The sequence below is a fragment of the Rathayibacter sp. AY1G1 genome, from assembly GCF_002932095.1.
Lineage (GTDB): Bacteria > Actinomycetota > Actinomycetes > Actinomycetales > Microbacteriaceae > Rathayibacter.
In genome coordinates, this window is record NZ_PSUZ01000013.1 from 49,491 (window position 1) to 73,995 (window position 24,505).

The following is a 24,505-nucleotide window of genomic DNA, read 5'->3' on the forward strand; positions in this document are numbered from 1 at the left end:
ACCGGGACGTTCCCGGCCCGCCGCGGAGGTTCGAGGCGTAGCGTTCCCGGCATGAGCATTGACTGGAAGCGCTGGACGCCCGTCGCCGTCGTCCCCGCGGTCGTCGTCGCCGCGGCCGTCGCCCTCCCCCTCTCGGCGAGCGCCGCGGGAGACCTCCCCGAGAAGTCCGCCGCCGACCTCCTCGCCTTCGTCGCCGAGACCGACACCACGGCGTTCTCCGGCGAGATCCGGCAGACCTCGGACCTCGGCCTGCCCGACCTCTCGGCGCTCGGCGGCTCGGCCGGCTCGGCGTCCGCCGACCCCGCCGACTCCCTCGTCGAGCTCGCCACGGGCTCGCACCAGGCGCGCGTGTACGTCGACGCCGAGAAGGGCGCGCGCCTCCAGGTGCTCGACCGGCTGGCCGAGCGCGACGTCGTCGCCTCGACGACCGACGGAGTCTGGATCTACGACTCGAGCGCGAACACCGCCACCCACCTCGTGCCTCCCGCGGGCGGAGCCCCCGAGGCCTCGCCGGGCGATCAGGTCGTCACGCCGTCGTCCGCCGCCGAGCAGCTGCTCGCCGCGATCGACCCGACGACCACGGTCGCGGTCGGCTCGGACGTCAGCGTCGCCGGGCGCGACGCGTACGAGCTCGTGCTCACGCCCCGCGACGGCGGCACCCTCGTGGGCTCGGTGACCGTCTCGGTCGACGGCGAGACGGGCCTCCCGCTCGGAGTGGCGGTGACGGCCCGCGGGGGCACCGCGCCCGCGTTCAGCGTCGCGTACACGAGCATCGACTTCTCGACGCCCGACGCGTCCCTCTTCTCCTTCACGCCCCCGGCCGGCGCCGAGGTGACGGAGCAGGCCGCTCCGGTCGACGACGCGGCGGACTCCTCCGACGCGCCCGCCGCGGGCACGGCCGAGCACTCCGACGTCGTCACCACGGGCTCCGGCTGGACGAGCGTCGTCGAGCTGCCCGCCGGTGACGCCGACGCGCTCTCCTCGCTCGACGCTGTCACCACGCCGGTCGACGGCGGCCGCATCCTCTCCTCCGCCCTGCTGACCGTCCTCGTCACCGACGACGGACGCGTCCTCGCCGGAGCGGTCCCGGCCGAGACGCTCCGCGACGCGGCCTCCGCTCGGTGACGGCGGGCGAGCTCGCAGTCGAGACGCGGGGCCTCACCAAACGCTTCGGGCGCCAGGAGGCGGTCTCCGGTCTCGACCTCGCCGTTCCCCGCGGCGCCGTCTTCGGCTTCCTCGGCCCGAACGGCTCGGGCAAGACCACGACGATCCGGATGCTGCTCGCCCTCGCCGCGCCGACCGCGGGCAGCATCACCGTCCTCGGGCAGGCCATGCCCCGGCGCGCGGCCGAGGTCCTGCCCCGGGTGGGGGCGCTGGTCGAGGGGCCGGGCTTCTACCCGTTCCTCTCCGGAGCGGCCAACCTCCGGCGCTTCGACGCCGCGGAGGCGGGCACCTCGTCCCGCACCCGCGACACCCGTGCGAAGGAGGCCCTCGCCCGCGTCGGTCTCTCGGCCGCGGCGCGCAAGAAGGTCGGCTCCTACTCCCTGGGCATGAAGCAGCGGCTCGGCATCGCGGTCGCCCTGCTCTCGCCGCGCGACCTGATCGTGCTGGACGAGCCCACGAACGGCCTCGATCCGCAGGGCACCCGCGAGGTCCGCGCTCTCGTGCGCGGACTGAACCAGGACGGCACGACCGTCCTCGTCTCCAGCCACCTCCTCGCCGAGATCGAGCAGCTCTGCACCCACGCCGCCGTCATGCGCACCGGGCGCCTCGTCGCCCAGGGCGGGCTCGACGAGCTGCGCGGGGACGCCGCCTCGGTCGAGCTGCTGACGCCCGACCGCGAGCGCGCGATCGTGGCCCTGCACACCCGGGGTCTGGAGCCGCGCACCGCGCCGGGCCCGCACCCCGCCGATCCGCCGCTGGTCGTCGCCGCTCTGCCGCCCGGGCTCGCGGCCGAGACGCTGGTGGCCGACCTCGTGCGGGCCGACGTCCGCGTCCGCGGGTTCGCCGTCCGCCGCCCCTCGCTCGAGGAGCGCTTCGTCGAGCTGACCGGGGAGGGCTTCGATGTCGAGCGCTGACGCGACCGTCCGCCGAGCAGGGATCGGGTCCCTGCTCGCCTCCGAGCTCGCCCTGCTCTTCCGCCGGCGCCGCACCTGGGCGCTGCTCGCGGCCCTGGCCGCCATCCCGATCCTGCTCGCCGTCGCGGTGCGGCTCTCGGGCGGCGACGGAGGCGGGCCCTCCTTCGTGGGCGCGATCGCCGGCAACGGCCTCTTCACCGGCTTCGCGGCCATCACGGTCGCCGTCCCGCTGTTCCTCCCGCTCACGGTCGGGGTCGTCGCCGGCGACGCGATCGCGGGCGAGGCCTCGCTCGGGACGCTGCGCTACCTGCTGGTCAGCCCCGTCGGCCGCGTGCGGCTGCTCGCGGTGAAGTTCGCCGCCTCCCTCGCCTTCTGCCTCGCCGCAGCACTCACCGTCATGGTGGTCGGGATCCTGATCGGCCTGGCGCTCTTCCCGGCGGGACCGGTGACGCTCCTCTCCGGCAGCACCGTCCCGCTCGGCGACGCGATCGGCCGGGCCCTGGCGATCGCCGTGTACGCGGCGCTCTCGCTGGTCGGGCTCTCGGCGATCGGCCTCTTCATCTCGACGCTGACCGATGTGCCGGTCGGCGCCATGGCGGCCACCGTCGTCGTCTCCATCGCGGCGCAGATCGTCGGCTCGCTCTCGCAGCTGGACGCCCTCCACCCGTTCCTGCTGACCGACCGGTGGTTCGACTTCGCCGACCTCCTGCGCGACCCGATCGCGTGGAGCTCCTTCGGCGAGAACGCGCTGCTCCAGCTCGCCTACGTCGCCGTGTTCGGGTCGCTCGCGATCGGCCGCTTCACCACTCGCGACGTCCTCTCCTGATCCCGGGGACGACGGAGGCCGCCCTCCCGCACTGCGGTGGGGGCGGCCTCCGGGTCGACGGGGTCAGCCCTGCGGAGCGATCCCGAAGCTGACGGAGCCGCCCTCGTCCACCTGCGCGTCGAGGACCTTGTCGCCGAGAGCGACGGAGGCGGCGACGTCGAGGAACACGCGCGCTCCGTCCTGCTCCACGACGGCGTCCGTCGTCTCGGGGGCCGCGGCGACCGCGACAGCGAAGTTGCGGGCGTCGAGATCGGTGCCGCTGATGCGCAGTCCTCCCTCGACGGGGGTCTCGGTCTGCCCGGTGATGGTCTTGACGACGGTGCTGGCGTTGTCGGTGAGCGTGAGCATCGGGTCGTTCCTTCCGTCCGTGGTCGATGAGGGGGCCACGTTGCCGGGATCCGGCGGCACCCTCAAGGCGGCGGAGCGGATGTGGAGGGGATGCACACCTGGACGGTCCGGGGAGTCGCGGCGCTCGCCGGAGCCTCGGCGGGCCGGGGGCGTCGCATCGCCTGCCACACTGGCCGGATGCATCCCGCCGACTCCTGCCCCTGCGGAAGCCGCCGCCACTACGCCGACTGCTGCCGCCCCGCCCACCTCGGCGAGGAGCCCTCGCCGACGGCGGAGCGCCTGATGCGCAGCCGCTACAGCGCGAACGTCCTCGGCAGCGCTCCCTACCTGCTCGCGAGCTGGCACCCCTCGACCCGGCCGCGCCGCATCGACCTCGATCCCGACGTGCAGTGGCGCCGGCTCCAGATCGTCGACACCTCGTTCGGCGGGGAGGGCGACGAGGAGGGCCTGGTCGAGTTCCGCGCCTCCTACCGCTCGCCCGCCGGCCCCGGCCTCGTGCACGAGCGCAGCCGCTTCCTGCGCGAGGACGGTCGCTGGCTCTACGTCGACGGCGAGATGCTCGGCGACGAGGCCTGATCCGTCCGGGCCGTCCTACTCTGGAGGCATGGCCAAGGACTTCCGCCGGGCGGACGACGCGTCGCGCTACGAGCTCCACCTCGACGGCGCCTTGGTGGGCGTCCTCGACTACCGCGAGGCGCCCGGCAGCGTCTCCCTCGTCCGCTCCTTCACGACCCCGCCCTTCCGAGGCCGCGGGCTCGCCGGGGAGCTGGTCTCCTTCGCCGTCGCCGACATCGAGGCCGCCGGCGGGCGGAGCGTCGTGCCGATGTGCTGGTACGTCGGGCAGTGGTTCGAGCAGCACCCCGAGAAGGCGCACCTCCTCGCTCCCTCCTGAGCCGCTCGCTCACTCGCGGACCGCGGGCTCCACTCCGGCCAGGTCCGGGCCGAGGCCGATGTCGACCAGGCGCAGACGGCCCGCGTAGGAGTCGCCCGGAGGCAGCAGCAGACCGGCCTTGATCGCGCCGAAGGCGACCGTCACATCGGCGCGCAGCACGGTGGGATCGGGGACCGACCCGTCGTCGGGATGGATGCCGCTCGGCAGGTCGACCGCGACGACCACCGGGCGCTCGGCCCGCCGCTCCAGCGCGTCGAGCACCGCCTCGACGACGACGCGCGGCCGCCCCCGCAGCGCGGGCTCCGTCGCTCCGATGCCGAGGATCCCGTCGACCAGGACATCCGCCCGCGCCACCGCCGCGGCGAGGCCGGGCGCGTCGTCGGCCGGCACCTGCCCGCAGCCCTCGTCGAGCGCCACGGCGAGGCCCCGGCGGTGCACCCGCTCGGCCGTGAGGACGAGGACGACGTCGGTTCCGGAGGAGGAGAGCTCGGCGGCCGCGTAGAGCGCGTCACCGCCGTTGTCGCCCGGACCGACCAGGACGAGCACCGAGGCCGGACGGGAGCGGTCGGAGCGCCCGGCGAGCACGAGACGCAGCTCGCGGGCGAGGCCGTCGGCGGCGCGCTGCATCAGCGGCTCCCGCCGGGCCAGGTGCGGAGCCTCGGCGGCCCGCACCTGCGCGGACGTGTATCCCTCGACCATGCGCTCCACTGTGCGCGCGGCGCTGCGGGCGTGCAACCCCGTCAGCTCTCCTGCACCGCCCGGTCCGACTCCTCGACGATCGCCCGCATCGCGGCCTCCGCAGCGTCCGCGTCGCCCGAGGCGACGGCGGCGGCCACCGCCCGGTGCAGCCGCACCGCGGTGGAGTCGGCCTCGCGCGGCATGAGCGCATTGCGGGTGCGGCCGGCGAGGACCTCGGCGACCAGATCGCCCAGATGCGCGAGCATCCGGTTGCCGGACGCGGCCAGGAGGGAGCGGTGGAAGGCGGTGTCGGCGGCGAGGTAGGCGGACTGGTCGGCTGCGCGGGAGTGGGTGGAGAGGGCGTCGCCCGCCTCCGTGAGCGTCCGCCGCTGCTCCTCGGTCGCGTTCGCCGCGGCGAGCCGGGCCGCGAGCGGCTCCACCCCGAGGCGGAGCTCGCTGAGCTGGTGCAGCTGGCGCCGCCGGTCCGGGCCGTCCAGTCCCCATGCGACGACCCGCGTGTCCAGGGCGTTCCAGCACTCCGGAGGCTGGACCCGCGTCCCCGCGCGGCGGCGGGACGTCACGAGCCCGAGCGTCTCGAGGACGCGCACCGCCTCCCGCATCACCGAGCGGGAGACCCCGCGCCGCTCCGCACGCTCGTCGGCGCTGAAGGTGGTGCCCGGCGCGAGCTCGCCGCGCACGATCTGCGAGCCGAGCTCGTCCAGCACCGAGTGGTGCAGCGAGGGCGTCGGCGCGGGCATGCGGTCATCCTGCCATCGCCGGAGTCGCGCCCCGGCCGATCTTCAGGCATGATCGGGACACACGCAGGTTATGTCGGACAAAAGCCGGCCGCTGGCCGTCGGCTCGACCAAGGACGCTCATGACACCGACCCTCCTCCCCGCCCTCCGCGCCGCCGCCGGGGACGCGCCGGCCACCACCGCCGGGCAGGGGCAGCTGATCCTCGCCGCCGTCGTCGGCATCGCCGTGATCGTCGTGCTGATCACCTGGCTGAAGCTGCACCCCTTCGTCTCCCTGCTGATCGGAGCGCTGACGACGGGCCTGATCGCGGGGCTGGCGGCGGCGGACGCGGTCGCCAGCTTCGCGCTGGGGTTCGGCAACACCATGGGCGGCGTCGGCATCCTCATCGGCCTCGGCGCGATGTACGGCAAGCTCCTCGCCGACTCGGGCGGCGCGGACCGCATCGTGGACACCCTCATCGCCCGCTCGAGCACTCGCGCGCTGCCCTGGATGATGGGCTTCGTCGGCGCGCTGATCGGGCTGCCGATGTTCTTCGAGGTCGGGCTCGTGCTGCTGATCCCGGTCGTGATCCTGGTCGCCCGCCGGAGCGGTCTGCCGCTGATGAAGGTGGCGATCCCGACGCTCGCCGGCCTCTCGGTGATGCACGGCCTCGTCCCGCCCCACCCCGGACCGCTGGTCGCGATCGACGCGCTCGGCGCGAACCTCGGCGTGACCCTCGCGTTCGGCGTCCTGGTCGCGATCCCCACCGTCGTCGTCGCCGGCCCGCTCTTCGGCCGGGTCGCCGCCCGCTGGGCGCCGGTGGAGACGCCGCCGCTCTTCGGCGAGGGCGCGGGCGAGACGCGCGAGCACCGCCCGGGCTTCGCCGCCGCCGTCGCGAGCATCCTGCTGCCGGTCGTGCTGATGCTGGGCAAGGCGATCGCCGACATCGCGGCCCCGGGCTCCACGGACGCCTGGAAGGGCGCCCTCGACTTCCTCGGCACGCCGATCATCGCGCTGGGGATCGCGCTCCTGGCCGGTCTGGTCCTGCTCGGCCGCGGCGGCCGGATGAACCGCACCGAGCTGCAGGCCTCGCTCTCGAGCTCGCTGCCGCCGATCGCGGGCATCCTGCTCATCGTCGGCGCGGGCGGCGGTTTCAAGCAGGTCCTCGTCGACACCGGGATCGGCGGGGTGGTCGCCCAGCTCGCGGAGGGGAGCGGCGCCTCGGCGCTGCTGCTCGCCTGGCTCGTGGCCGTCGTGATCCGCGTCGCCACCGGCTCCGCGACCGTCGCCACCGTGACCGCCGCAGGGATCCTCCAGCCGCTGACCGAGACCATGGACGGGCCGATGGTCGCCCTCATGGTGCTCGCGATCGGCGCCGGCTCGGTGTTCCTGTCGCACGTCAACGACGCCGGGTTCTGGCTGGTGAAGGAGTACCTCGGGCTCAGCATCGGCCAGACGCTCAAGACCTGGACCGTGATGGAGTGCCTGGTCTCGGTGACCGGGCTCGCCGGGGTCCTCCTGATCGGTCTCTTCGTAGGAGGTATCTGATGACCGCTCTTCCCACCGTCCCCGTCCGCGCCGTCGTCGTCATGGGCGTCTCCGGCAGCGGCAAGTCGACCGTCGCGTCGCTCCTGGCGCGCCGACTGGGCTGGGAGTTCCTCGAGGGGGACGACCTGCACCCGCAGGCGAATGTCGACAAGATGCACGCCGGCATCCCGCTGACCGACGAGGACCGGGCGCCCTGGCTGGCCGAGATCGCCCGCGTGGTGGACCAGCGGATCGCCGCGGGCGGCTCGGTCGTCGTGACCTGCTCGGCCCTGCGCCGCCGCTACCGCGACGTCCTGCGCCGCGACGACCTCGTCTTCGCGCACCTCGCGGGATCGAGGGACCGTATCGCCGGGCGGCTCGCCTCGCGGGTCGGCCACTTCATGCCGACCACGCTGCTCGACTCGCAGTTCGAGGCGCTCGAGCCCCTCGGCGACGACGAGCTCCACGTCACGGTCGACGTGGGCGGCGCTCCGGAGGAGGAGATCGCCGAGATCCTCGGGGGGCTCGGCCTCGCGCCCGCGGGCGCCTAGAGCAGCAGCGACTCCACCGGCACGGCCGGGAGGTCGAAGGCCGCGGCGACGGCGGTGTTCGTCACCCGGCCGTCGTGGGTGCTCAGGCCGCGGGCGAGCGCCGGGTCGGCGGCCAGGGCGGCCCGCCACCCGCGGTCGGCCAGCGCGAGCGCGTAGGGGAGCGTCGCGTTGGTGAGCGCGCGGGTCGAGGTCTCGGGGACGGCGCCGGGCATGTTCGCGACGCAGTAGTAGACGCTCCGGTGCACGGGGAACACCGGGTCGTCGTGCGTGGTCGGACGCGAGCCCTCGAAGCAGCCGCCCTGGTCGATCGCGATGTCGACCAGCACCGAGCCCGGCTTCATCGTGGCGACCATCTCGTCGGTCACCAGCTTGGGCGCCTTGGCGCCCGGGATGAGGACGGATCCGATCACGAGGTCGGCGTCGGCCAGCTGCGCGGCGATCTCGTAGGCCGAGGAGGCGCGGGTCTGGATCGCGCCCTGGAAGCGGTTCTCGAGCTGCGCGAGGCGGGGGAGCGAGAGGTCGACGATCGTGACGTCGGCCCCCATGCCGAGGGCGTTCGCCGCGGCGTGCTCGCCGGCCGTGCCGCCGCCGATCACGACGACCTTCGCCTTCGGAGTGCCGGGGACCCCGCCGAGTAGCGTGCCCCGTCCGCCGACGGCACTCATGAGGTGGTAGGCGCCGACCGTGATCGACAGGCGCCCGGCGACCTCGCTCATCGGCGAGAGCAGCGGCAGCCGCCGGTCGTCCAGCTGGACCGTCTCGTAGGCGATGGAGGTCGTCCCCGCCGCGAGCAGCGCATCGGTGCACGGGCGGGAGGCGGCGAGGTGGAGGTAGGTGAAGAGCACCTGGTCGCGGCGCATCCGCGGGTACTCGGCCTCGATCGGCTCCTTGACCTTGAGGACCAGCTCGGACTCGCCCCAGACCTCGTCGGGCCCGTCGACGACGAGGGCGCCGGCGCGGCGGAAGTCGTCGTCCGACACGCGCGAGCCCAGGCCCGCGCCGGCCTCGACGAGGACCTCGTGGCCGCGGCGCACCAGCTCGTGGACGCCGGCCGGAGTGGCGGCGACCCGGTTCTCGTTGTTCTTGATCTCGGTGGGGATCCCGACGCGCACGGCGGCTCCTTCGCTGCGGCCCGCGGGGCGGGCGGTGGGCGCCGATCCTGCACCGGCTCTGCCCCCATCGTGCGAAGATCGTGCCCGGAGCGGAGGAACTCCGCAGGATCGGTCGGAAGTCACCGCACGGGCCGAAGGTTCGTCGGCGGAGTGAGGGAGCGGGCGCATGCCACCGAAGGATCTGCACGACCTCGACGACCTGGATCCGGTCGATCGGACCCTGGTGCGCCTCCTCCGCGCCGACGCGCGGACGCCCAACAGCCGGCTCGCCGAGCGCGCCGGCATCGCCCCGTCGACCTGCGTCGCACGCGTCCGGGGCCTCGTCGAGCGCGGCGTCATCACCGGCTTCACCGCCGAGCTCGACCCGGCGGCGCTCGGCCTGACCCTGCAGGCGCTGATCAGCGTCAGCATCCGCGTCGGCCAGCGCCAGGCGATCACGCGCTTCGCGGAGGAGATCCGCGCGCTGCCCGAGGTGGTGCAGGTGTTCTTCCTCGGCGGCTCGGAGGACTTCATCATCCACGTCGCGGTCCGCGACTCCAGCGACGTGCGGGACTTCGTGGTCTCGAACCTCTCGGCGAATCCGGCGGTGGCCTCGACGCGCACGAGCCTGGTGTTCGACCACCACCGCAAGGGCCCGGCGGTCCCCGAGTAGCGCGAGCCGGCGCGGCCCGAGCGGCCGCTCGGCCCGCGCCCGTCCCCCGGGGCTAGTGCGCCCCGGGGTTCACGTCGCCGCCCCCGCGCTGCATGAGTCCGGGGATGCGCTTGGCGAGCCCCGGGATCGCCTCGTCCGAGATCGAGATCCGCGTGTCGCGCAGGCGCTGGCGCAGCAGGGTCTCGACGTCCTCCTCCGGTCGCAGCTCGGCGTCGCCGGCGACCTGCAGCAGCAGGCCGCGCAGCTTCTCGTCGAGCTGCGCGTCGTCGCTGCCGTGCTGGATCGGATGGTCCTGGGATGCGTTCGTCATGCCTCCATGCTGGCACCGGCGACCCCGTGCCGAGAGGACTTGCGCCGCGGCAGGATGGTCGCATGCCGTTCACCCGCGCCGAGCTCGCAGCGTTCCAGGACCGCACCGTCGAGGACCTGCTGGGCGACGACGTCCGGCTCCTCTTCGTCGGCATCAACCCGGGACTGTGGACCGCCGCCACCGGCGCGCACTTCGCCCACCCCGGCAACCGCTTCTACCCGGCGCTCGTCGCGGCCGGGATCCTCGAGCGCGCGCCGCGCGTGTCCGAGGGGATGAGCGCCGCGGACCGCGCGGAGCTCGTCTCCCGCGGCGTCGGCATCACCAATCTCGCCTCCCGGGCGACCGCCCGCGCCGACGAGCTGACCGCGGAGGAGCTGCGCGAGGGCGCTCAGCGGCTGGTCGCCACCGTGGGGCGGGTGCGGCCCCGGGCCGTCGCGGTCGTCGGCATCACCGCCTACCGGATCGCGTTCGGACGCCGCAGGGCGGTGCAGGGCAGGCAGGAGGAGGACGTGGCGGGCGCGCCGCTCTGGGTGCTGCCGAACCCGAGCGGCCTGAACGCGCACGACACCGTCGCCTCGCTCGGGCGCGCCTACCGCGAGCCGGCGCTCGAGGCGGGGATCGTCTCTTCCGACGCGCTCCTGCCCGGGGACGTCGGACCCCGCCCGCAGGAATAGCCGTCGACCCCCGGAGGTTGCAGAAGTCCATGAGTATGCATGAAGTCAAGTTCGGCGTCGACACGTTCGGCGACGTCACCGCCGGCCCCGACGGCGCCCCGCTGCCGCACGGCCAGGTCCTCCGCGACGTGGTCGAGGAGGGAGTCCTGGCCGACCGGGTCGGCATCGACTTCTTCGGGATCGGCGAGCACCACCGCGCCGACTTCGCCGTGAGCGCACCGGACGTCGTGCTCGCCGCCATCGCGGCCCGCACCGAGCGCATCCACCTCGGCTCCGCCGTGACGGTCCTCTCCTCGGACGACCCGGTGCGCGTCTACCAGCGCTTCGCCACCCTCGACGGACTCTCCGGCGGCCGGGCCGAGGTCATCCTCGGCCGCGGCTCCTTCACCGAGTCCTTCCCGCTCTTCGGCTACGACCTCGCGCAGTACGAGGTCCTCTTCGAGGAGAAGCTCGACCTCTTCCACGCCCTGATCCAGGGCGGCCCGGTCACCTGGCAGGGCACGACCCGCCCCGCGCTCACCGAGCAGAGCGTCTACCCGACCCTCGACAACGGCACCCTCCGCACCTGGATCGGCGTCGGCGGCAGCCCCGAGTCGGTCGTCCGCGCCGCCCGGTACGGCTTCCCGCTCGTCCTGGCGATCATCGGCGGCTCGCCGGCCCGCTTCCGCCCCTACGTCGACCTCTTCGGCCGCGCGCTCGACCAGCTCGAGCAGCGCCGCCTCCCGGTCGCCGTGCACTCGCCCGGCTTCGTCGCCGACACCGACGAGGAGGCGCGCGAGCTGTACTTCCCGCACCACAAGGCGATGATGGACGCCATCGGCCGCGAGCGCGGCTGGTCCCCGATGACCCGCGAGCGCTTCGAGGAGGAGGCCGGCCCCGACGGCGCCATCCACCTCGGCTCGCCCGAGACGGTCGCCCGGAAGATCGCGCGAACGGTCGAGGCCCTGGGCATCGACCGCTTCGACCTCAAGTACAGCGCCGGGACGCTGCCGCACCCGGCGATCATGCGCAACATCGAGCTCTACGGCACGCAGGTCATCCCGCGGGTGCGCGAGCTGCTCGCGCACTGACCCCCGCTGGGCGCCCGTTCCCCCGCTGGGCGCTCGGCGCGTTCCGAGCCGACGCGGTGCGCGCTCCCACCGGGCGCCCGGCCCGCGTCGATACACTCGGAACCCCCCGCCCCGACCCTCCCGGAAGCACATGCCCGACAGCCACGCCGCCCGCACCCCCTACGAGGTGCTGGGCGTCGCCGCCACCGCGTCCGACGACGAGCTCCGCCGGGCGTACCGGCTCCGCCTCCGCGAGACCCATCCGGACACGGGAGGCGACGCCGCGTCGTTCCACGCGGTGCAGCTCGCCTGGGAACGGATCGGCAGCGCCTCCGCCCGCGGCGACTACGACCGAGGCGCTCCCGCCCCCGGGAGGTCCTCCCCGCAGTCGCCGTACACCGGCTCACCGCGCCCGCAGACCGCCTCGGCCGTGCGCGCCCGCTCCTACGGTCACCCGGGAGGCGCGGCGCGCGAGTACTACCTGCGCCTGGTGCGCGAGTGGCTCGGCCGCGGCGTCGAGACCGAGGACCCCTTCGACCCGGCGATCGTCCGCTCCGCTCCTCGCGAGGTCCGCTCCTGGCTCGCGAAGGCTCAGGCCGAGGAGGCGACGGCCGCGCTCGTCGGCGCGCTCGGCATCGCCTACACGATCTGGAACGACGTCGCGGTCGGCGACGGCGGGCTCAAGATCGACCACCTCGTGCTCGGGCCGGCCGGCCTGCTCGCGCTGACCTCCGCCGACTGGGGCGACCCGGTCCGCTTGAAGAAGGGCGAGCTGGAGGGCCCCGGGATCGCCGGGGACGAGAAGCCGATCGCCTCGCTCGCGAAGGCCGCGCGCCGTCTCGGCCGCGAGCTGGGCGTCCGCTTCTCGACGAGCGTCGTGGTCGTGCCGGACGACGCGCTGGAGCAGCCGTTCGAGCAGGTCGAGCGCGGCAGGCACCAGGGCGCCGTCGTCATCCGCCGCTCGCTGCTGCCGCAGCTGCTGCGCTCCGGCACGGACGACCCGCGGCTCGGCGGGTACGGCGAGTCGTTCGAGGTCCGCACCCGGGTGCAGAACCGCATCCGCTTCGTCTGACGCCGCGCTAGCCGCCGCTCGCGACCGGGGCAAGGGGTTAGCGCGCATCCGGCGCCCCGCCCACCATGGGACGTGCCCCCGGGCATCCACGACGAGCGGAACGAGGACGGACGATGGTGCGATTCGGATACACCCTGATGACCGAGCAGAGCGGACCCAAGCAGCTGGTGGGCTACGCGGTCGACGCTGAGAGGCTCGGCTTCGAGTTCGCGGTCTCGAGCGACCACTACTCGCCGTGGCTGACCGAGCAGGGGCACGCCTCCTACGCCTGGACGCTGCTCGGAGCAGTCGCGCAGGCCACGTCGACCATCGACCTCACGACCTACGTCACCGCGCCGACCATCCGCTACCACCCGGCCGTGGTGGCGCAGAAGGCTGCGACGCTCGCGATCCTCTCCGACGACCGCTTCACGCTCGGCCTCGGCTCGGGCGAGAACCTCAACGAGCACGTCGTCGGCGAGGGCTGGCCCTCGGTCGCCGTGCGCCAGGACATGCTCGAGGAGGCCGTCCACCTCATCCGCGAGCTGCACACCGGCGAGCTGGTGACCTGGGAGGGCGAGTACTTCCGCGTCGACTCCGCCCGCATCTGGGACCTGCCGGACACGCCGGTCGAGATCGGCCTGGCGGTCTCGGGGGAGAAGTCGATCGCCCGCTTCGCGCCGATCGGCGACCACCTCATCACGACCGAGCCCGACGCGGAGCTGATCTCGCAGTGGACCGCGGTCCGCGGTGCGGACGCCGCCCCCTCGCGCACGATCGGCCAGATCCCGATCTGCTGGGCGCCGGACAAGGAGCAGGGAGTGGCGCTGGCCCACGAGCAGTTCCGCTGGTTCGCCGGCGGCTGGGCGGTCAACTCCGATCTGCCGACCCCCGCCGGCTTCGCCGGAGCGAGCCAGTTCGTGCGCCCGGAGGACGTCGCCGAGCAGATCGCCTGCGGCCCCGACCTCGACGAGCTCGCCCAGAGCTTCGTGCCCTACATCGAGGCGGGCTTCACCGACATCGCCCTCGTCCAGGTCGGCGACGAGCTGCAGCAGCGGTTCCTCGACGAGGCGGCGGAGGGGCTCCTGGAGCGCCTGCGCGCGCTCGCCCCCTGAGGCCGCTGCCGGGTCGCGCGGTCAGAATCCGCGGAGGCGCTCGATGTCGCGCCGGTCGCGCTTCGTCGGGCGGCCCGCTCCGCGGTCACGGACGATCACGCCCGGCGCGGACTCCCGGGGTGGCGGCGGGGGTGTCCGGTCCTCCATGCACTCGGCGGCCACCGGCGCACCGACCCGCTTGACCACGAGTCCGTGGACGATCAGCTCCCGGTCGAAGCCGCCGATCCGGGCGCGGACCTCATCGCCCACCCGCACGGTCTGCGCCGCCTTGGCCCGCTCGCCGTTGACGCGGATGTGGCCGGCCCGAGCCGCGGTCGTCGCGGCGGAGCGCGTCTTGTAGATGCGCACCGCCCAGAGCCACGCGTCCACCCGCACGGCACCGGTCACCGGGATCTGCATCCCCCCAGTCTACGAACGGCGCCCGCTCGCCACCCACCCCGCGGTCCTACACTGGCCGCCGACAAGGAGGTTCCCATGAACCGAGACGACAGCATCTACACCGGAGCGGACGACGCGCTGCGGAGCGGCGACGACCGCATGGTCGCGGCGAACGACAGCTCCCGAGCCGGCGGAACCCGCGGCGACGTCGGCATGAGCACGACGGGCGGCGAGGGCACCGGGGTCCCCACCCGCGGCGCGCCTCCGCAGAGCGGATCCCCGTCCGAGCTGCGCCCCACCGGCTTCCCGCACGCGGGCCTGGAGTTCTCGCTCGTCCCGTCCGGGCACGAGGAGTGGCGGATCGAGCACCCGGGCGGTCGCACCGTCGGCGTCCTCGCCGTCATCTCACACGCGGGCGAGGAGTCGGAGGCCGTGTTCGTCACGCGCCGCGTCGGCTCCGAGGACGCCGTGGCCGAGGGCACCGACTGGCGCGGCATCGTCTCGGCCGTGATCAACGACGAGGCGGCGGACGAGCGCGATCCGGTCCAGCTCGACCCCACCGTCGAGCACGTCCGCGGCGGACTGATCAGCCGCGGCCCCGCGGACGTCGACGGCCTCTCCTGAGCCCTCTCTCCTCCGGGACGCCGTCCGCGCTCGGCGCGGGGCGTCCCACGGGGAGGATCGGAGTCTCAGCGGGCGAGCAGCGCGGCGTTGATCCGGGCCGAGAGGTCGGCGTCGACGCGGCGGTCGGTCCCGTCGACGGCGCGGACGGGAGCGGCGTTGCGCGCGCTCGAGACCAGCCACGCCGCGTCCGCCGCCTCCAGATCGCCCGAGCGCAGCGGACGCACCGCCGTCCCGAGGCCGAGGCCCGGCGCGAGCGCGAACAGGTCGGCCTGCGTGGTGCCGGGCAGCAGCCCGAGGCTCGGCGGAGGAGTCACGAGCTCCCCGCCCGTCAGCAGCACGAGGTTCGAGGTCGGCCCCTCGAGCAGGTAGCCGTCGCTCGACACGAACAGGGCGTCGTCGGCACCGCGCCGGGCAGCCTCCCGCACGGCCGCACGGTTCACCGCGTACGAGAGCGTCTTCGCGCCGGCGAGCAGCCAGGGGGACGTCGACTGCACGTCGGAGCGCAGCCCGCGGTCCAGGAGCACCACGCGCACGCCGTCGCGGCGGGCCGGGCCGAAGTCCGGGCTGGTCTGGACGAAGACGACGCCGGTGGGCCGCCCGCCGCCCTCGACGCCGCGGGTCAGGATCGTCTTCACCATCGCCTCGGCGACGGGCGGGTGCGCGGCCACCGCCGCTCCGATCGCCTCGAGCCAGGCGGCCCGGTCCGGCCGGGGCAGGTCGAGCATCCGGGCCGAGCGCTCGAAGCGGTCCAGGTGCGCGTCGAGCGCCTGCAGCCGTCCGTCGACCAGGTTGATCGTCTCGAACACGCCGTCGCCGCGGGTGAAGCCGAGGTCGGTGACGTCCAGATCGCCGCGCCCGCTCGGATCGATGCGGTGCGCGGGTCCTCCCGGCGAGTGGGCCTCGGCGTCGAGGGAGGGTCGGTCGAGGACGACGAGGGTCTCAGCGGGCATGGGCGGTGCGGTCCTTCCGGGAGCGGCGGCGGGGGGAGAAGCGGAGCAGCGCGATCGTCAGCAGGGCGCCGATCAGGGAGCCGCTGCCGTTCGAGACGAGGTCCTGCACGTCGGAGACGCGGGTCGGCAGCCACAGCAGCTGCGCTGTCTCGACGGCCGCCGACACGGCGAGCCCGATGGCGGCGGCCCACAGGCGGCGACCCGCCGGCAGCTGCGCGGCGATCAGCGCACCGAGCGGCACGAAGAGCAGCACGTTCGCGGTGAACTCCGCCACGTCGAAGTCGAACCAGCCGGTGAGCGGCGTGGAAGCGAGGAAGGCGATGATCCCGCGGATCAGCGCGTTGGGCTCCCCGGCCGGGTAGGGCGCGGGCGTCAGCGTGATCAGGGCGATCAGCGCGAGCCAGGCGAGCGTCGCGAGGCGGAGGGGTCTCGAGCGGCGCATCGTCCGATTCTGCCAGCCCGTCGGGGTCGGGCGCGGCGGGCGCGGTGTGGGAGGCTGGAGGGCATGACCAGCGAGGACCCCGGCGCGGACGCCGTGCTCCCGCGCCACCCCTTCGACGCGTCGCTCGGCGACGGCTGGGTCGAGATCGGCGACGGACGCCGCTTCTGGGGGCGCTTCGGCGCCGCCGGCCTCCTCCTGCGCGATCCGTCGGGACGCGTCCTGCTCCAGCACCGCGTCAGCTGGAGCCACTTCGGCGACACCTGGGGGCTGCCCGGCGGCGCCCGTCACCCCGAGGAGACGGCCTTCGAGGCGGCCCTCCGGGAGTCGGAGGAGGAGGCGGGCGTCCCCGCCGACCTGATCCTGCCCGTGCTCTCCAGCGTCGTCGTGATCGGACCGTGGAGCTACTCCACCGTCCTGGCCGAGTCCCGCGAGCACTTCACTCCCCGCATCAGCGACGCCGAGAGCACCGAGCTGCGCTGGGTCGCCCCCGACGAGGTCGACTCCCTGCCGCTGCACCCGGGCTTCGGAGCGGCCTGGCCGGGTCTGCGCGCGCTCGGCTCCTCGATCCCGGTGCTCGTCGTGGACGCCGCCAACGTGGTCGGCTCACGCCCCGACGGCTGGTGGCGCGACCGCGCCGGCGCCGCGGAGCGCCTCCTCGCCTCCCTGGCCCGCCTCGCGGAGGCCGGCGTCCCCGGCCGTCTCCTGGGGGTCGACGCCGACACGGTCTGGCCGCGCATCGCCGTGGTGCTCGAGGGAGTGGCGCGCGCCGCCCGTCCGGAGGCGGGCGCTCTCACGGAGCGGCTGACGGTCCACGCGGCCGACGGCTCGGGCGACGACGCGATCGTCGAGCTGGTCGGCGCGCTCGAGACCGCGGTCGTCGTGACGGCCGACCGTGGACTGGCCGCCCGCGTCGAGGCGCTCGGGGCCGCCGTGGTCGGTCCGAGGTCGCTGCTCGACCTCCTCGATCCCGCCCGGGAATAGGCCGCGGGGGCACCCGGTTGCATCCCCCATGGCTACGACTGCGATGACCCTCGACTCCCACGACCAGACGATCGCCGACGGCATCGTCCTCATCGACTTCTGGGCCGACTGGTGCGGCCCGTGCAAGCAGTTCGCTCCGGTCTTCGAGGCCACGAGCGAGAAGAACGCCGACATCACCTTCGCGAAGGTCGACACGGAGGACCAGCAGCAGCTCGCCGCGAGCTACGGCATCTCCTCCATCCCCACCCTCGTGGTGTACCGCGACGGCATCCCGCTGATGGCTCAGCCCGGCGCCCTGCCCGCCCCCGCGCTCGACAACCTGATCGAGCAGGTCCGCGGCCTCGACATGGTCGAGGTGCGCCGCCAGTACGAGGAGGCGAAGGCCGCTCAGGAGGCCGGCGCCGCCCCGCAGGCCTGATCCGCGCGGCGCTTCGATCCGCTCCGCAGGCGGGAGGCGCCCGCAGACGCACGAGAACCCCCGGCAGCCGTGAGGCTGCCGGGGGTTCCGTCGTTCCGAGCCGGGATCAGCCGGTGTTCTGCAGCCCCGCCGCGACTCCGTTGACCGCGAGCAGGAGCAGCCGCTGGTTCTGCTCCGTCCCGGATCCGCCCGGGTCGGTGCGGAGCGCCTTCAGTGCGCGCAGCTGCAGGAGCGAGAGCGCGTTGACGTACGGGGTGCGCAGGCGCACGGCACGGCCGAGCACGCGGTGGCCCGTGAGCAGGCTCTCCTCGCCGGTGATCGAGAGCACCCACCGGCGGGTGAGCGCCATCTCGTCGAGCACGAGTCCGGCGAGGTCGTCGCGGGAGTCGAGGGCGAGGTAGCGGCGGGCGATGCCCTCGTCGGTCTTCGCGAGCGACATCTCGACGTTGTCGACCATCGTCGTGAACAGCGGCCAGGAGGCGTAGGCCTCGCGGAGCAGGTCGAGGTCGCCGACGGCCTCGAGCGCGCTGCCCAGCCCGAACCAGCCGGTCAGGTTGACGCGGGCCTGGGTCCAGGCGAAGACCCACGGGATCGCTCGCAGGTCCTCGAGCGACTCGACGGAGAGGCCGCGGCGGGCCGGACGCGAGCCGAGGGCGAGCAGGCCCACCTCCTCCTGCGGGGTGACCCGGGCGAACCACGGCGCGAAGCCGTCGGCCTTCACGAGCTCGAAGAAGCGGCGGCGCGACTCGCGGTCCATCGTCGCCGCCACCTCGGCGAAGCGCTCCGCGGCGCCCGCGTTGCGCTCGCCGACCGCGGGGGAGGAGGCGAGCAGCGTCGCTCCCGCCACCTGCTCGATGTGCCGGGTGGCGATGTCCGGGTTGCCGTAGCGGGCGAAGATGACTTCGCCCTGCTCCGTCAGCTTGAAGCGGCCGTCCACCGATCCGGGCGGCTGCGCGAGGACGGCCCGGTTGGCCGGCCCGCCGCCGCGGCCGAGCGCTCCGCCGCGCCCGTGGAACAGCGTGAGCACGATGCCCTCGTCGGCCGCCCACTGCGCGATGCGCGCCTGCGCGTCGTAGAGCGCGAGCGTCGCCGAGACCGGTCCGACGTCCTTCGACGAGTCGGAGTAGCCGAGCATCACCTCGAGCCGGTTGCCGGTGGCCGCGAGGCGCGCCTGCACCTGGGGGAGGCGGATCATCTCGGCGAGGATGTCGGTCGAGGCGTCGAGGTCGGCGAAGGTCTCGAAGAGCGGGACCGCGTCGATGATCGGCGGCTTGCCGTCGGTCGCCGCCTCGGCCAGTTCGAAGACCGTCCGCAGGTCGTCGGCCGACTGCGTGAAGGAGACGATGTACCGCCTCGCCGCGTCGGTGCCGAAGCGCTCCTGGACCTTCGCGATCGCCCGGAACACCGACAGGACCTCGAGGCCGCGCTCGTCGAGCTCCTCGCCGGCGCGGATCGCGGCGATCGTCTCGCGGTGCACCTTCGAGTGCTGGCGCACCTCGATCTCGGCGAGGTGGAAGCCGAAGGTCTCGAGCTGCCAGACGAAGTCCTGGAGGTCGCCGTAGGCGGCGCGGACGTCCTCGGCCTCGACCAGGGACTCCTGGAGGGTGCGCAGCTCGGCCAGCAGCTCGGCGGCGGCGGAGTAGGCCAGCGGCCCCTCGGACCGGGTCGCGGCCAGGCGCTCGGCCGCGAAGAGCAGGACGCGGCGGTGCGCCTCGTTGGGCGAGCGCTCGGCGATGTCGGCGGCGAGCTCGGGAGCCCGCTCGACGCAGGAGGCCCAGAGCGCCTCGACGGCGGCCGACGGGGGAGTGGTCGACGCGTCGAGGGTCAGCGCGCGGCCCACGCGGCGGGCGACCCGCTCGAGGCCCATGAGGACGTGCTCGGAGGCGATGTCCACCGCAGCGAGGGTCGTCTCGGCGGTGACGAAGGGATTGCCGTCGCGGTCGCCGCCGATCCAGGTGCCCAGGCGGACGAAGGCCGGTGCGACCGGAGCCCGGGTGCCCGAGCTCTCGCCGAGCAGAGCGTCGTCGAGGCGGCGGTAGACGCGGGGGAGCACCGAGAACAGCGACTCGTCGAAGACGCTCATCGCGGTGCGCACCTCGTCGAGGGGAGTGGGCTTGGACTCGCGCAGCGGAGCGGTGCGCCACAGCGTGTCGACCTCGGCCAGCAGCTTGCGGCGGATCTCCACCAGCACGACGCCGCCCATGCGCGGGTCGTCGCGCTGCTCGAGCAGGTCGCTGATGCGGCGGATGGTCGAGGCCACTGCGCGGCGGCGCGCCTCGGTCGGGTGCGCCGTGAGGACCGGGCGGAACTCCAGTCGGGACAGGCGCGCGAACGCCTCGTCCTCCCCGAGCTCCCCGGTCAGCCGGCGCATCGAGGCGAGGATCGAGTCCTCGGGCGACTGCGCGCCGGCGTCGGCCTCGCGCCGGCGCAGCACGCGGACGCGGTGGAACTCCTCCGCCACGTTGACGAGGTGGAAGTAGCAGGTGAACGCCCGGGCGACCTCCTCGGCGCGCTCGAGCGTGAGCGAGGCGACGAACTCCTCCGCCTCCGCGGTCCCGGCGGCGTCGCCGCTGTCGTAGGCGCTGATCGTGAGCGCGCGCAGGCGTTCCACGTCCTCGTAGAGGGAGGGCTCGCCCGACTCGCGGAGCACCTGGCCGAGCAGCTCGCCCAGCAGGTGGACGTCGGCGCGGATCCTCTCGTCGAGCGGAGGCGCGGTCGTCCCGTCGGCGGAGGAGGGGGCGGTGGCGGAGGCGGGTGCTGCGGTCGCGGCGGACGCGTCGGAGAACGGATGCACGGGAGAGACCTTAGCGGCGGTGCGTATCGAGCACATGACGCCTGCGTCACGATCCGAACTGGAATGATCGAGGGGTGACCGTGACAACCGCACCCCCCGCTCCCGCCGTCCAGACCGAGCAGGCGGCACCCCATGTCGTCGTGCTGTTCGGCGCCGTCGGCGACCTGGCCCGGCGCAAGCTCATCCCGGGGATGGCCCACCTCGCGCTCTCCTCCCTCGCACCGGACCTGCAGATCGTCGGCACCTCGCTCGAGGAGCACGACGACGCCTCGTTCCGCGCCTTCGCGAAGCTGGCCTACGACGAGTTCGGGAGCCGCTCCCTGACGCCGGCGCAGTGGGACGAGTTCGCGTCCAAGCTCCGCTACGTCCCGCAGTCCGCCGGCCCGGCCGCGCTGGCCGCCGCCGTGACCGACGCCGAGGCGGTCCTCGGCCCGGACGTGAGCCGGCTGCACTACCTCAGCGTCCCGCCCAGAGCAGCTCTCTCCGTCGTGCGGATGCTCGCCGAGGCCGGGCTGGTCGAGCGCTCGCGGATCATCATGGAGAAGCCGTTCGGCGTCGACCTCGAGAGCGCGGTCGTCCTCAACGCGGAGCTCCACGAGACCTTCAGCGAGGAGCAGATCTTCCGGATCGACCACTTCCTCGGCAAGGAGCCGGCGCAGAACATCCTCGCCTTCCGCTTCGCCAACGGCCTCTTCGAGCCCATCTGGAACCGCAACTTCATCGATCACGTCCAGATCGACATCCCCGAGCGCCTCACGCTCGACCGTCGCGCCGAGTTCTACGAGTCCACCGGCGCGTACAAGGACATGGTCGTCACCCACCTCTTCCAGGTGCTGGCGTTCATGGCGATGGAGCCGCCGACCGCGCTGGAGCCCCAGGCCATCAGCGAGGAGAAGAACAAGGTCTTCCGCTCGATGCGTCCGCTGAACCCCGAGAACGTGGTGCGCGGCCAGTACATCGGCTACCGCGACGAGCCGGGCGTCGCCGCCGACTCCGAGACCGACACCTTCGTCGCGCTGAAGTGCGAGATCGACAACTGGCGCTGGGCGGGAGTGCCGTTCTACCTCCGCACCGGCAAGCGGATGGCCGAGGGCCAGCGCATCATCTCGATCGCGTTCCGCGAGCCCCCGAAGAGCATGTTCCCGCAGGGCTCCGGAGTCGGTGCCCACGGCCCGGACCACCTCACCTTCGACCTGGCGGACGCCTCGAAGGTCTCGCTCTCGTTCTACGGGAAGCGCCCCGGTCCCGGCATGCGGCTCGACAAGCTGAGCATGCAGTTCGCGCTCCAGGAGACCGACCGCGCGGGCGACGCGCTCGAGGCCTACGAGCGCCTGATCCTCGACGCGATGCGCGGAGACCACACGCTGTTCACCACCGCGGAGGGCATCGAGCGGCTCTGGGAGGTCTCCGCGCCCCTCCTGCAGGATCCGCCGCCCGTCCGTCTCTACGCGCCCGGCTCCTGGGGGCCGAACGCCATCCACCAGCTGATCGCGCCGCACGCCTGGCGCCTGCCGTTCGAGCGGGTCTGGCGCGACAAGCGCTGACCACGCCGCCGTGCGCCCCGCCTAGGCTGGGCGCATGGCGCGCACCGGTGAGGACCGGATCTGGACGGTCCCGAACGTCCTCAGCATGGTGCGCCTCGCCCTGGTGCCGGTGTTCCTCGTGCTCGTGGTCCTCGGTGAGGACGCGCTCGCGCTCCTGACCCTCGTGGTCTCGAGCCTCACCGACTACCTCGACGGCTGGATCGCGCGCCGCTTCGACCAGATGACGCGCCTCGGACGCGTCCTCGATCCGGCCGCCGACCGGCTCTACATCTTCGCCACCGTCCTGGGCCTCGCGGCCCGCGGACTGGTGCCCTGGTGGCTGGTCGCCGTGCTGCTCGCCCGCGACCTGATGCTCGTGGTCCTGGCGGTCGTCCTGGCGAACAACGGCTACGGACCGCTTCCCGTGCACCACCTGGGGAAATTCGCGACCTTCTGCCTCTTCTACGCGCTCCCGCTGATCATGCTGGGGCAGGCGTTCCCGGCCCTCGCGCCCGCCTCGCTCCCCATCGCCTGGGCCTTCGCGCTGTGGGGCGCATTCCTCTACTGGTGGGCCGGGATCGTCTACGCCGTCCAGACGCGGGACCTCGTCCTGGGGGTCCGCACAGGTGCTCAGGGGTCCGACGAGGGTCACGATTCGGATACGCTGACCTGATAGGAGGTACGTCTTGGTCGAGCCCGTCGGTGGAGCATCATCCGCCCAGCACAATTCCGTTCCCGGTGAGCCGTCGACGGAGACGACTCTGACGTTCACCGACGACATCGGTGCCCAGCTCGCCGCTCTCGACAACCGCGCGTCCCGCGAGGAGGCCGAGGCCGTCGGGGCTCTGCCCTCGGGATCCGCGCTGCTGGTCGTGCGCCGCGGACCGAACACCGGCGCCCGCTTCCTCCTCGACACCGACTCCACGACGGTCGGCCGTCACCCCGACGCGGGCATCTTCCTCGACGACGTCACGGTCTCGCGCCGGCACGCCGAGTTCGTCCGCCGCGGCACGGCGTTCGAGGTCCACGACCTCGGCTCCCTGAACGGCACCTACTTCGACGGGGTCCGGATCGAGTCCGCGATCCTCACCGACGGCTCCGAGGTGCAGGTCGGCAAGTTCCGACTCACCTTCTACGCGTCCCGCGCCGACCTCGTCGCCGCTCCGGACGCGTGAGCCGTGGGCCGCTCCTCCGCGCGCGCCCTCCCCACCGGCTCCGCCGCTCTGCTGAGCATCGGGCAGGTGCTGGCCAGGCTGACCAGTGAGTTCCCGGACGTCACCCCGTCCAAGCTGCGCTTCCTCGAGGAGCAGGGTCTCGTCTCGCCGGCCCGCACCGACTCCGGCTACCGCAAGTTCTCGGGCTCCGACGTCGAGCGGCTCCGGATGATCCTCGCTCTGCAGCGCGACCACTACCTCCCCCTCAAGGTCATCCGCGGATACCTCGACGACATCGACGCCGGACGCGAGCCCGCCCTGCCGGCCGGTGTCGGGGGTCCGAGCGCCTCGCTCCTCGGCCCCGCCACGCGGTTGACCCGCGAGGGCCTCGCGGCCGAGTCCGGTGCCACGCCCGCTCTCGTCCAGGAGGCCATCGCCGCCGGGCTCGTGCGGGGCGGCGACGTGTTCGGGGACGAGGCCGTGACGACGCTCAAGGCGCTCGTCGACCTCGGCCGATCCGGTATCGAGCCCCGCCATCTCCGACCGCTCCGCGTCGCCGTCGAGCGCGAGATGTCGCTCATCGAGAGCGTCGTTGCCTCCAGCGCCCGCCGCGGAGAGGCGTCCGGCTCCGCCGGCGCTGCCGAGAACGCGGTGGGGCTCGCGACCCAGCTGGGCACGATCCGCGGGGCGATGGTGCGCAGCGCCCTCTCGCGGATCGCCCGCTCGTGAGGGCCGCGCCGCCGGCCGTCGGGCGGCCCGTGCGACACGCCGCGGCGCCGAGGCCGATGTCGTTTACTCGGCCTGCGCCGGTCGGTACGGTAGGGAGCGCGTTCGGAGGATCCGGCGTCCGGATCCGAGAGGCACAGGGATGAGAGAAGTCAGCCGCGACGTCAGCGGCCAGCGCGACCTCGTCCTGTTCACCGACGGACTGCCCGAGCTCGACGCCGACGCGGGCTACCGCGGGGCCGTCGCGGCGCGCGCCGCGGGGATCACCTACCGGCAGCTCGACTACTGGGCGCGGACCGAGCTCGTCGAGCCCACCGTGCGCGGCGCGTCCGGCTCCGGAACGCAGCGCCTCTACGGCTTCCGCGACATCCTCGTGCTGAAGCTGGTCAAGCGCCTGCTCGACACCGGGATCTCGCTCCAGCAGATCCGCACGGCGGTCAACCAGCTCCGCGAGTCCGGGGTCGACGACCTCGCGCAGACGACCCTGATGAGCGACGGCGCGAGCGTCTACCTCTGCACCTCGAACGACGAGGTCATCGACCTGCTCAGCCGCGGCCAGGGCGTCTTCGGCATCGCCGTCGGCAAGGTCCTCCGCGAAGTCGAGTCGAGCCTCGTCGAGCTCGACCATCAGTCGGTCGACCCGGGCGACGAGCTCGCCCAGCGCCGCGCCTCCCGCCGCGTCGGCTGACCGCCCACCCCTCGCGGGTCGGCCGCGGCCCCGGGGACTCCGGGGTCTCCTCCGCGCGCTCAGCTGATCAGGAGCGGACCTGCCTGCAGCCGTGCTGAGCGGGCAACGGGCGGCACCCGAGTCTCACCGAGCTGGTCGAATGGCGGGCCCCGCCCGCGTGATCCGTCCGCCGGACGCGAGCTCCCCGCCGATCACGCCCGCTAGCATGCGGGTCCGATGACGGGCTCC

General features: G+C 73.7%; 29 protein-coding genes. 20 read left to right on the forward strand and 9 right to left on the reverse strand.

Annotated features, from left to right (window positions below; genetic code table 11):
- The first annotated feature begins 51 nt into the window (after window positions 1–51).
- The 3 genes from C5C36_RS08995 to C5C36_RS09005 are packed head-to-tail and all read left to right on the forward strand — an operon-like array spanning window position 52 to window position 2,904.
- Window positions 52–1,125 carry a DUF2092 domain-containing protein gene (locus C5C36_RS08995; RefSeq protein WP_104309603.1) on the forward strand — a complete coding sequence of 358 codons (1,074 nt, stop codon included), beginning with the start codon at window positions 52–54 and terminating at the stop codon, window positions 1,123–1,125.
- Entirely contained in the window at window positions 1,122–2,078 is a 957-nt protein-coding gene (locus C5C36_RS09000; protein ID WP_104225399.1) for an ABC transporter ATP-binding protein, read from the forward strand. Before C5C36_RS08995 ends, C5C36_RS09000 begins: the two co-directional genes overlap by 4 nt.
- A complete protein-coding gene (locus C5C36_RS09005) occupies window positions 2,065–2,904 on the forward strand; it encodes an ABC transporter permease (protein WP_104250736.1) in 840 nt (279 codons plus the stop codon). Before C5C36_RS09000 ends, C5C36_RS09005 begins: the two co-directional genes overlap by 14 nt.
- Before the next feature lie 63 nt (window positions 2,905–2,967).
- Here the strand turns inward: C5C36_RS09005 and C5C36_RS09010 are convergent, their stop codons facing one another.
- On the reverse strand, window positions 2,968–3,252 hold the full coding sequence (locus C5C36_RS09010; RefSeq protein ID WP_104225397.1) for a hypothetical protein: 285 nt from the start codon (window positions 3,250–3,252) through the stop codon (window positions 2,968–2,970).
- A 177-nt stretch (window positions 3,253–3,429) separates the two neighbouring features.
- On the opposite strand from C5C36_RS09010, the gene C5C36_RS09015 reads away from it, so the two are divergent.
- Window positions 3,430–3,828 carry a YchJ family protein gene (locus C5C36_RS09015; RefSeq protein ID WP_104225449.1) on the forward strand — a complete coding sequence of 133 codons (399 nt, stop codon included), beginning with the start codon at window positions 3,430–3,432 and terminating at the stop codon, window positions 3,826–3,828.
- A 28-nt stretch (window positions 3,829–3,856) separates the two neighbouring features.
- A complete protein-coding gene (locus C5C36_RS09020) occupies window positions 3,857–4,144 on the forward strand; it encodes a GNAT family N-acetyltransferase (protein ID WP_104225396.1) in 288 nt (95 codons plus the stop codon).
- A gap of 9 nt (window positions 4,145–4,153) precedes the next feature.
- Here the strand turns inward: C5C36_RS09020 and C5C36_RS09025 are convergent, their stop codons facing one another.
- Both C5C36_RS09025 and C5C36_RS09030 read right to left on the reverse strand, forming a co-directional pair.
- The gene (locus C5C36_RS09025; protein WP_104225395.1) at window positions 4,154–4,843 is read right to left on the reverse strand and encodes an NAD(P)H-hydrate epimerase; all 690 of its coding nucleotides are present in this window, start codon (window positions 4,841–4,843) and stop codon (window positions 4,154–4,156) included.
- Window positions 4,844–4,884: 41 nt separating this feature from the next.
- Window positions 4,885–5,580: a FadR/GntR family transcriptional regulator gene (locus tag C5C36_RS09030; RefSeq protein WP_104222556.1), complete on the reverse strand. Its 696-nt coding sequence runs from the start codon at window positions 5,578–5,580 to the stop codon at window positions 4,885–4,887.
- 119 nt (window positions 5,581–5,699) lie between these two features.
- Here C5C36_RS09030 and C5C36_RS09035 point away from each other — a divergent pair, with 119 nt between their 5' ends.
- Both C5C36_RS09035 and C5C36_RS09040 read left to right on the forward strand, forming a co-directional pair.
- Window positions 5,700–7,106 carry a GntP family permease gene (locus tag C5C36_RS09035; RefSeq protein ID WP_104309604.1) on the forward strand — a complete coding sequence of 469 codons (1,407 nt, stop codon included), beginning with the start codon at window positions 5,700–5,702 and terminating at the stop codon, window positions 7,104–7,106.
- A complete protein-coding gene (locus tag C5C36_RS09040; protein WP_104225392.1) occupies window positions 7,106–7,636 on the forward strand; it encodes a gluconokinase in 531 nt (176 codons plus the stop codon). Before C5C36_RS09035 ends, C5C36_RS09040 begins: the two co-directional genes overlap by 1 nt.
- Here C5C36_RS09040 and ald read toward each other — a convergent pair.
- Window positions 7,633–8,748 carry an alanine dehydrogenase gene (gene ald / locus C5C36_RS09045; RefSeq protein ID WP_104250738.1) on the reverse strand — a complete coding sequence of 372 codons (1,116 nt, stop codon included), beginning with the start codon at window positions 8,746–8,748 and terminating at the stop codon, window positions 7,633–7,635. The two genes, C5C36_RS09040 and ald, sit on opposite strands and share 4 nt — an antisense overlap.
- 166 nt (window positions 8,749–8,914) lie before the next feature.
- Between ald and C5C36_RS09050 the strand changes: the two genes are divergently transcribed.
- The gene (locus C5C36_RS09050) at window positions 8,915–9,400 is read left to right on the forward strand and encodes an Lrp/AsnC family transcriptional regulator (protein WP_104222560.1); all 486 of its coding nucleotides are present in this window, start codon (window positions 8,915–8,917) and stop codon (window positions 9,398–9,400) included.
- Between the two features lie 52 nt (window positions 9,401–9,452).
- Here the strand turns inward: C5C36_RS09050 and C5C36_RS09055 are convergent, their stop codons facing one another.
- Complete coding sequence (locus tag C5C36_RS09055) at window positions 9,453–9,710, reverse strand: hypothetical protein (protein ID WP_104269163.1); 258 nt, start codon at window positions 9,708–9,710, stop codon at window positions 9,453–9,455.
- Window positions 9,711–9,772: 62 nt separating this feature from the next.
- On the opposite strand from C5C36_RS09055, the gene C5C36_RS09060 reads away from it, so the two are divergent.
- From C5C36_RS09060 to C5C36_RS09075, 4 genes are all read left to right on the forward strand, one after another.
- Window positions 9,773–10,384, forward strand: coding sequence for a mismatch-specific DNA-glycosylase (locus C5C36_RS09060; RefSeq protein WP_104269162.1), 612 nt, complete (start codon window positions 9,773–9,775; stop codon window positions 10,382–10,384).
- Window positions 10,385–10,419: 35 nt separating this feature from the next.
- On the forward strand, window positions 10,420–11,454 hold the full coding sequence (locus C5C36_RS09065; protein ID WP_104309605.1) for an LLM class flavin-dependent oxidoreductase: 1,035 nt from the start codon (window positions 10,420–10,422) through the stop codon (window positions 11,452–11,454).
- 130 nt (window positions 11,455–11,584) lie between these two features.
- Window positions 11,585–12,505 carry a J domain-containing protein gene (locus C5C36_RS09070; protein WP_104309606.1) on the forward strand — a complete coding sequence of 307 codons (921 nt, stop codon included), beginning with the start codon at window positions 11,585–11,587 and terminating at the stop codon, window positions 12,503–12,505.
- Between the two features lie 113 nt (window positions 12,506–12,618).
- Entirely contained in the window at window positions 12,619–13,599 is a 981-nt protein-coding gene (locus C5C36_RS09075) for a TIGR03557 family F420-dependent LLM class oxidoreductase (protein WP_104222565.1), read from the forward strand.
- Window positions 13,600–13,620: 21 nt separating this feature from the next.
- Here C5C36_RS09075 and C5C36_RS09080 read toward each other — a convergent pair whose 3' ends face one another.
- Complete coding sequence (locus tag C5C36_RS09080; protein WP_104309607.1) at window positions 13,621–13,998, reverse strand: RNA-binding S4 domain-containing protein; 378 nt, start codon at window positions 13,996–13,998, stop codon at window positions 13,621–13,623.
- Window positions 13,999–14,073: 75 nt separating this feature from the next.
- Here C5C36_RS09080 and C5C36_RS09085 point away from each other — a divergent pair, with 75 nt between their 5' ends.
- The gene (locus C5C36_RS09085) at window positions 14,074–14,601 is read left to right on the forward strand and encodes a hypothetical protein (RefSeq protein WP_104309608.1); all 528 of its coding nucleotides are present in this window, start codon (window positions 14,074–14,076) and stop codon (window positions 14,599–14,601) included.
- Window positions 14,602–14,666: 65 nt separating this feature from the next.
- Here the strand turns inward: C5C36_RS09085 and C5C36_RS09090 are convergent, their stop codons facing one another.
- Together C5C36_RS09090 and C5C36_RS09095 are read right to left on the reverse strand one after the other, a co-directional pair.
- Window positions 14,667–15,551, reverse strand: coding sequence for an aminotransferase class IV (locus C5C36_RS09090; protein WP_104309609.1), 885 nt, complete (start codon window positions 15,549–15,551; stop codon window positions 14,667–14,669).
- On the reverse strand, window positions 15,541–15,993 hold the full coding sequence (locus tag C5C36_RS09095) for a VanZ family protein (RefSeq protein WP_104225384.1): 453 nt from the start codon (window positions 15,991–15,993) through the stop codon (window positions 15,541–15,543). Before C5C36_RS09095 ends, C5C36_RS09090 begins: the two co-directional genes overlap by 11 nt.
- Window positions 15,994–16,056: 63 nt before the next feature.
- On the opposite strand from C5C36_RS09095, the gene C5C36_RS09100 reads away from it, so the two are divergent.
- On the forward strand, window positions 16,057–16,974 hold the full coding sequence (locus C5C36_RS09100; protein ID WP_104309610.1) for an NUDIX domain-containing protein: 918 nt from the start codon (window positions 16,057–16,059) through the stop codon (window positions 16,972–16,974).
- A gap of 28 nt (window positions 16,975–17,002) precedes the next feature.
- Entirely contained in the window at window positions 17,003–17,392 is a 390-nt protein-coding gene (gene trxA / locus C5C36_RS09105) for a thioredoxin (protein WP_104225382.1), read from the forward strand.
- A 106-nt stretch (window positions 17,393–17,498) separates the two neighbouring features.
- Here trxA and C5C36_RS09110 read toward each other — a convergent pair whose 3' ends face one another.
- Complete coding sequence (locus C5C36_RS09110; protein ID WP_104309611.1) at window positions 17,499–20,222, reverse strand: phosphoenolpyruvate carboxylase; 2,724 nt, start codon at window positions 20,220–20,222, stop codon at window positions 17,499–17,501.
- A 44-nt stretch (window positions 20,223–20,266) separates the two neighbouring features.
- Here C5C36_RS09110 and zwf point away from each other — a divergent pair, with 44 nt between their 5' ends.
- The 5 genes from zwf (at window position 20,267) to C5C36_RS09135 (ending at window position 24,277) form a co-directional block, all read left to right on the forward strand.
- Window positions 20,267–21,730 carry a glucose-6-phosphate dehydrogenase gene (gene zwf / locus C5C36_RS09115; RefSeq protein WP_104225448.1) on the forward strand — a complete coding sequence of 488 codons (1,464 nt, stop codon included), beginning with the start codon at window positions 20,267–20,269 and terminating at the stop codon, window positions 21,728–21,730.
- 34 nt (window positions 21,731–21,764) lie between these two features.
- Window positions 21,765–22,382 carry a CDP-alcohol phosphatidyltransferase family protein gene (locus C5C36_RS09120; protein ID WP_104222572.1) on the forward strand — a complete coding sequence of 206 codons (618 nt, stop codon included), beginning with the start codon at window positions 21,765–21,767 and terminating at the stop codon, window positions 22,380–22,382.
- Between the two features lie 13 nt (window positions 22,383–22,395).
- Window positions 22,396–22,884, forward strand: coding sequence for an FHA domain-containing protein (locus C5C36_RS09125; RefSeq protein WP_104222573.1), 489 nt, complete (start codon window positions 22,396–22,398; stop codon window positions 22,882–22,884).
- A 3-nt stretch (window positions 22,885–22,887) separates the two neighbouring features.
- Window positions 22,888–23,592 (forward strand): MerR family transcriptional regulator, encoded by a 705-nt coding sequence (locus C5C36_RS09130; RefSeq protein WP_104222574.1) that lies wholly within the window; start codon window positions 22,888–22,890, stop codon window positions 23,590–23,592.
- A 139-nt stretch (window positions 23,593–23,731) separates the two neighbouring features.
- Window positions 23,732–24,277, forward strand: coding sequence for a MerR family transcriptional regulator (locus tag C5C36_RS09135; RefSeq protein WP_104222575.1), 546 nt, complete (start codon window positions 23,732–23,734; stop codon window positions 24,275–24,277).
- Window positions 24,278–24,505: the final 228 nt, after the last annotated feature.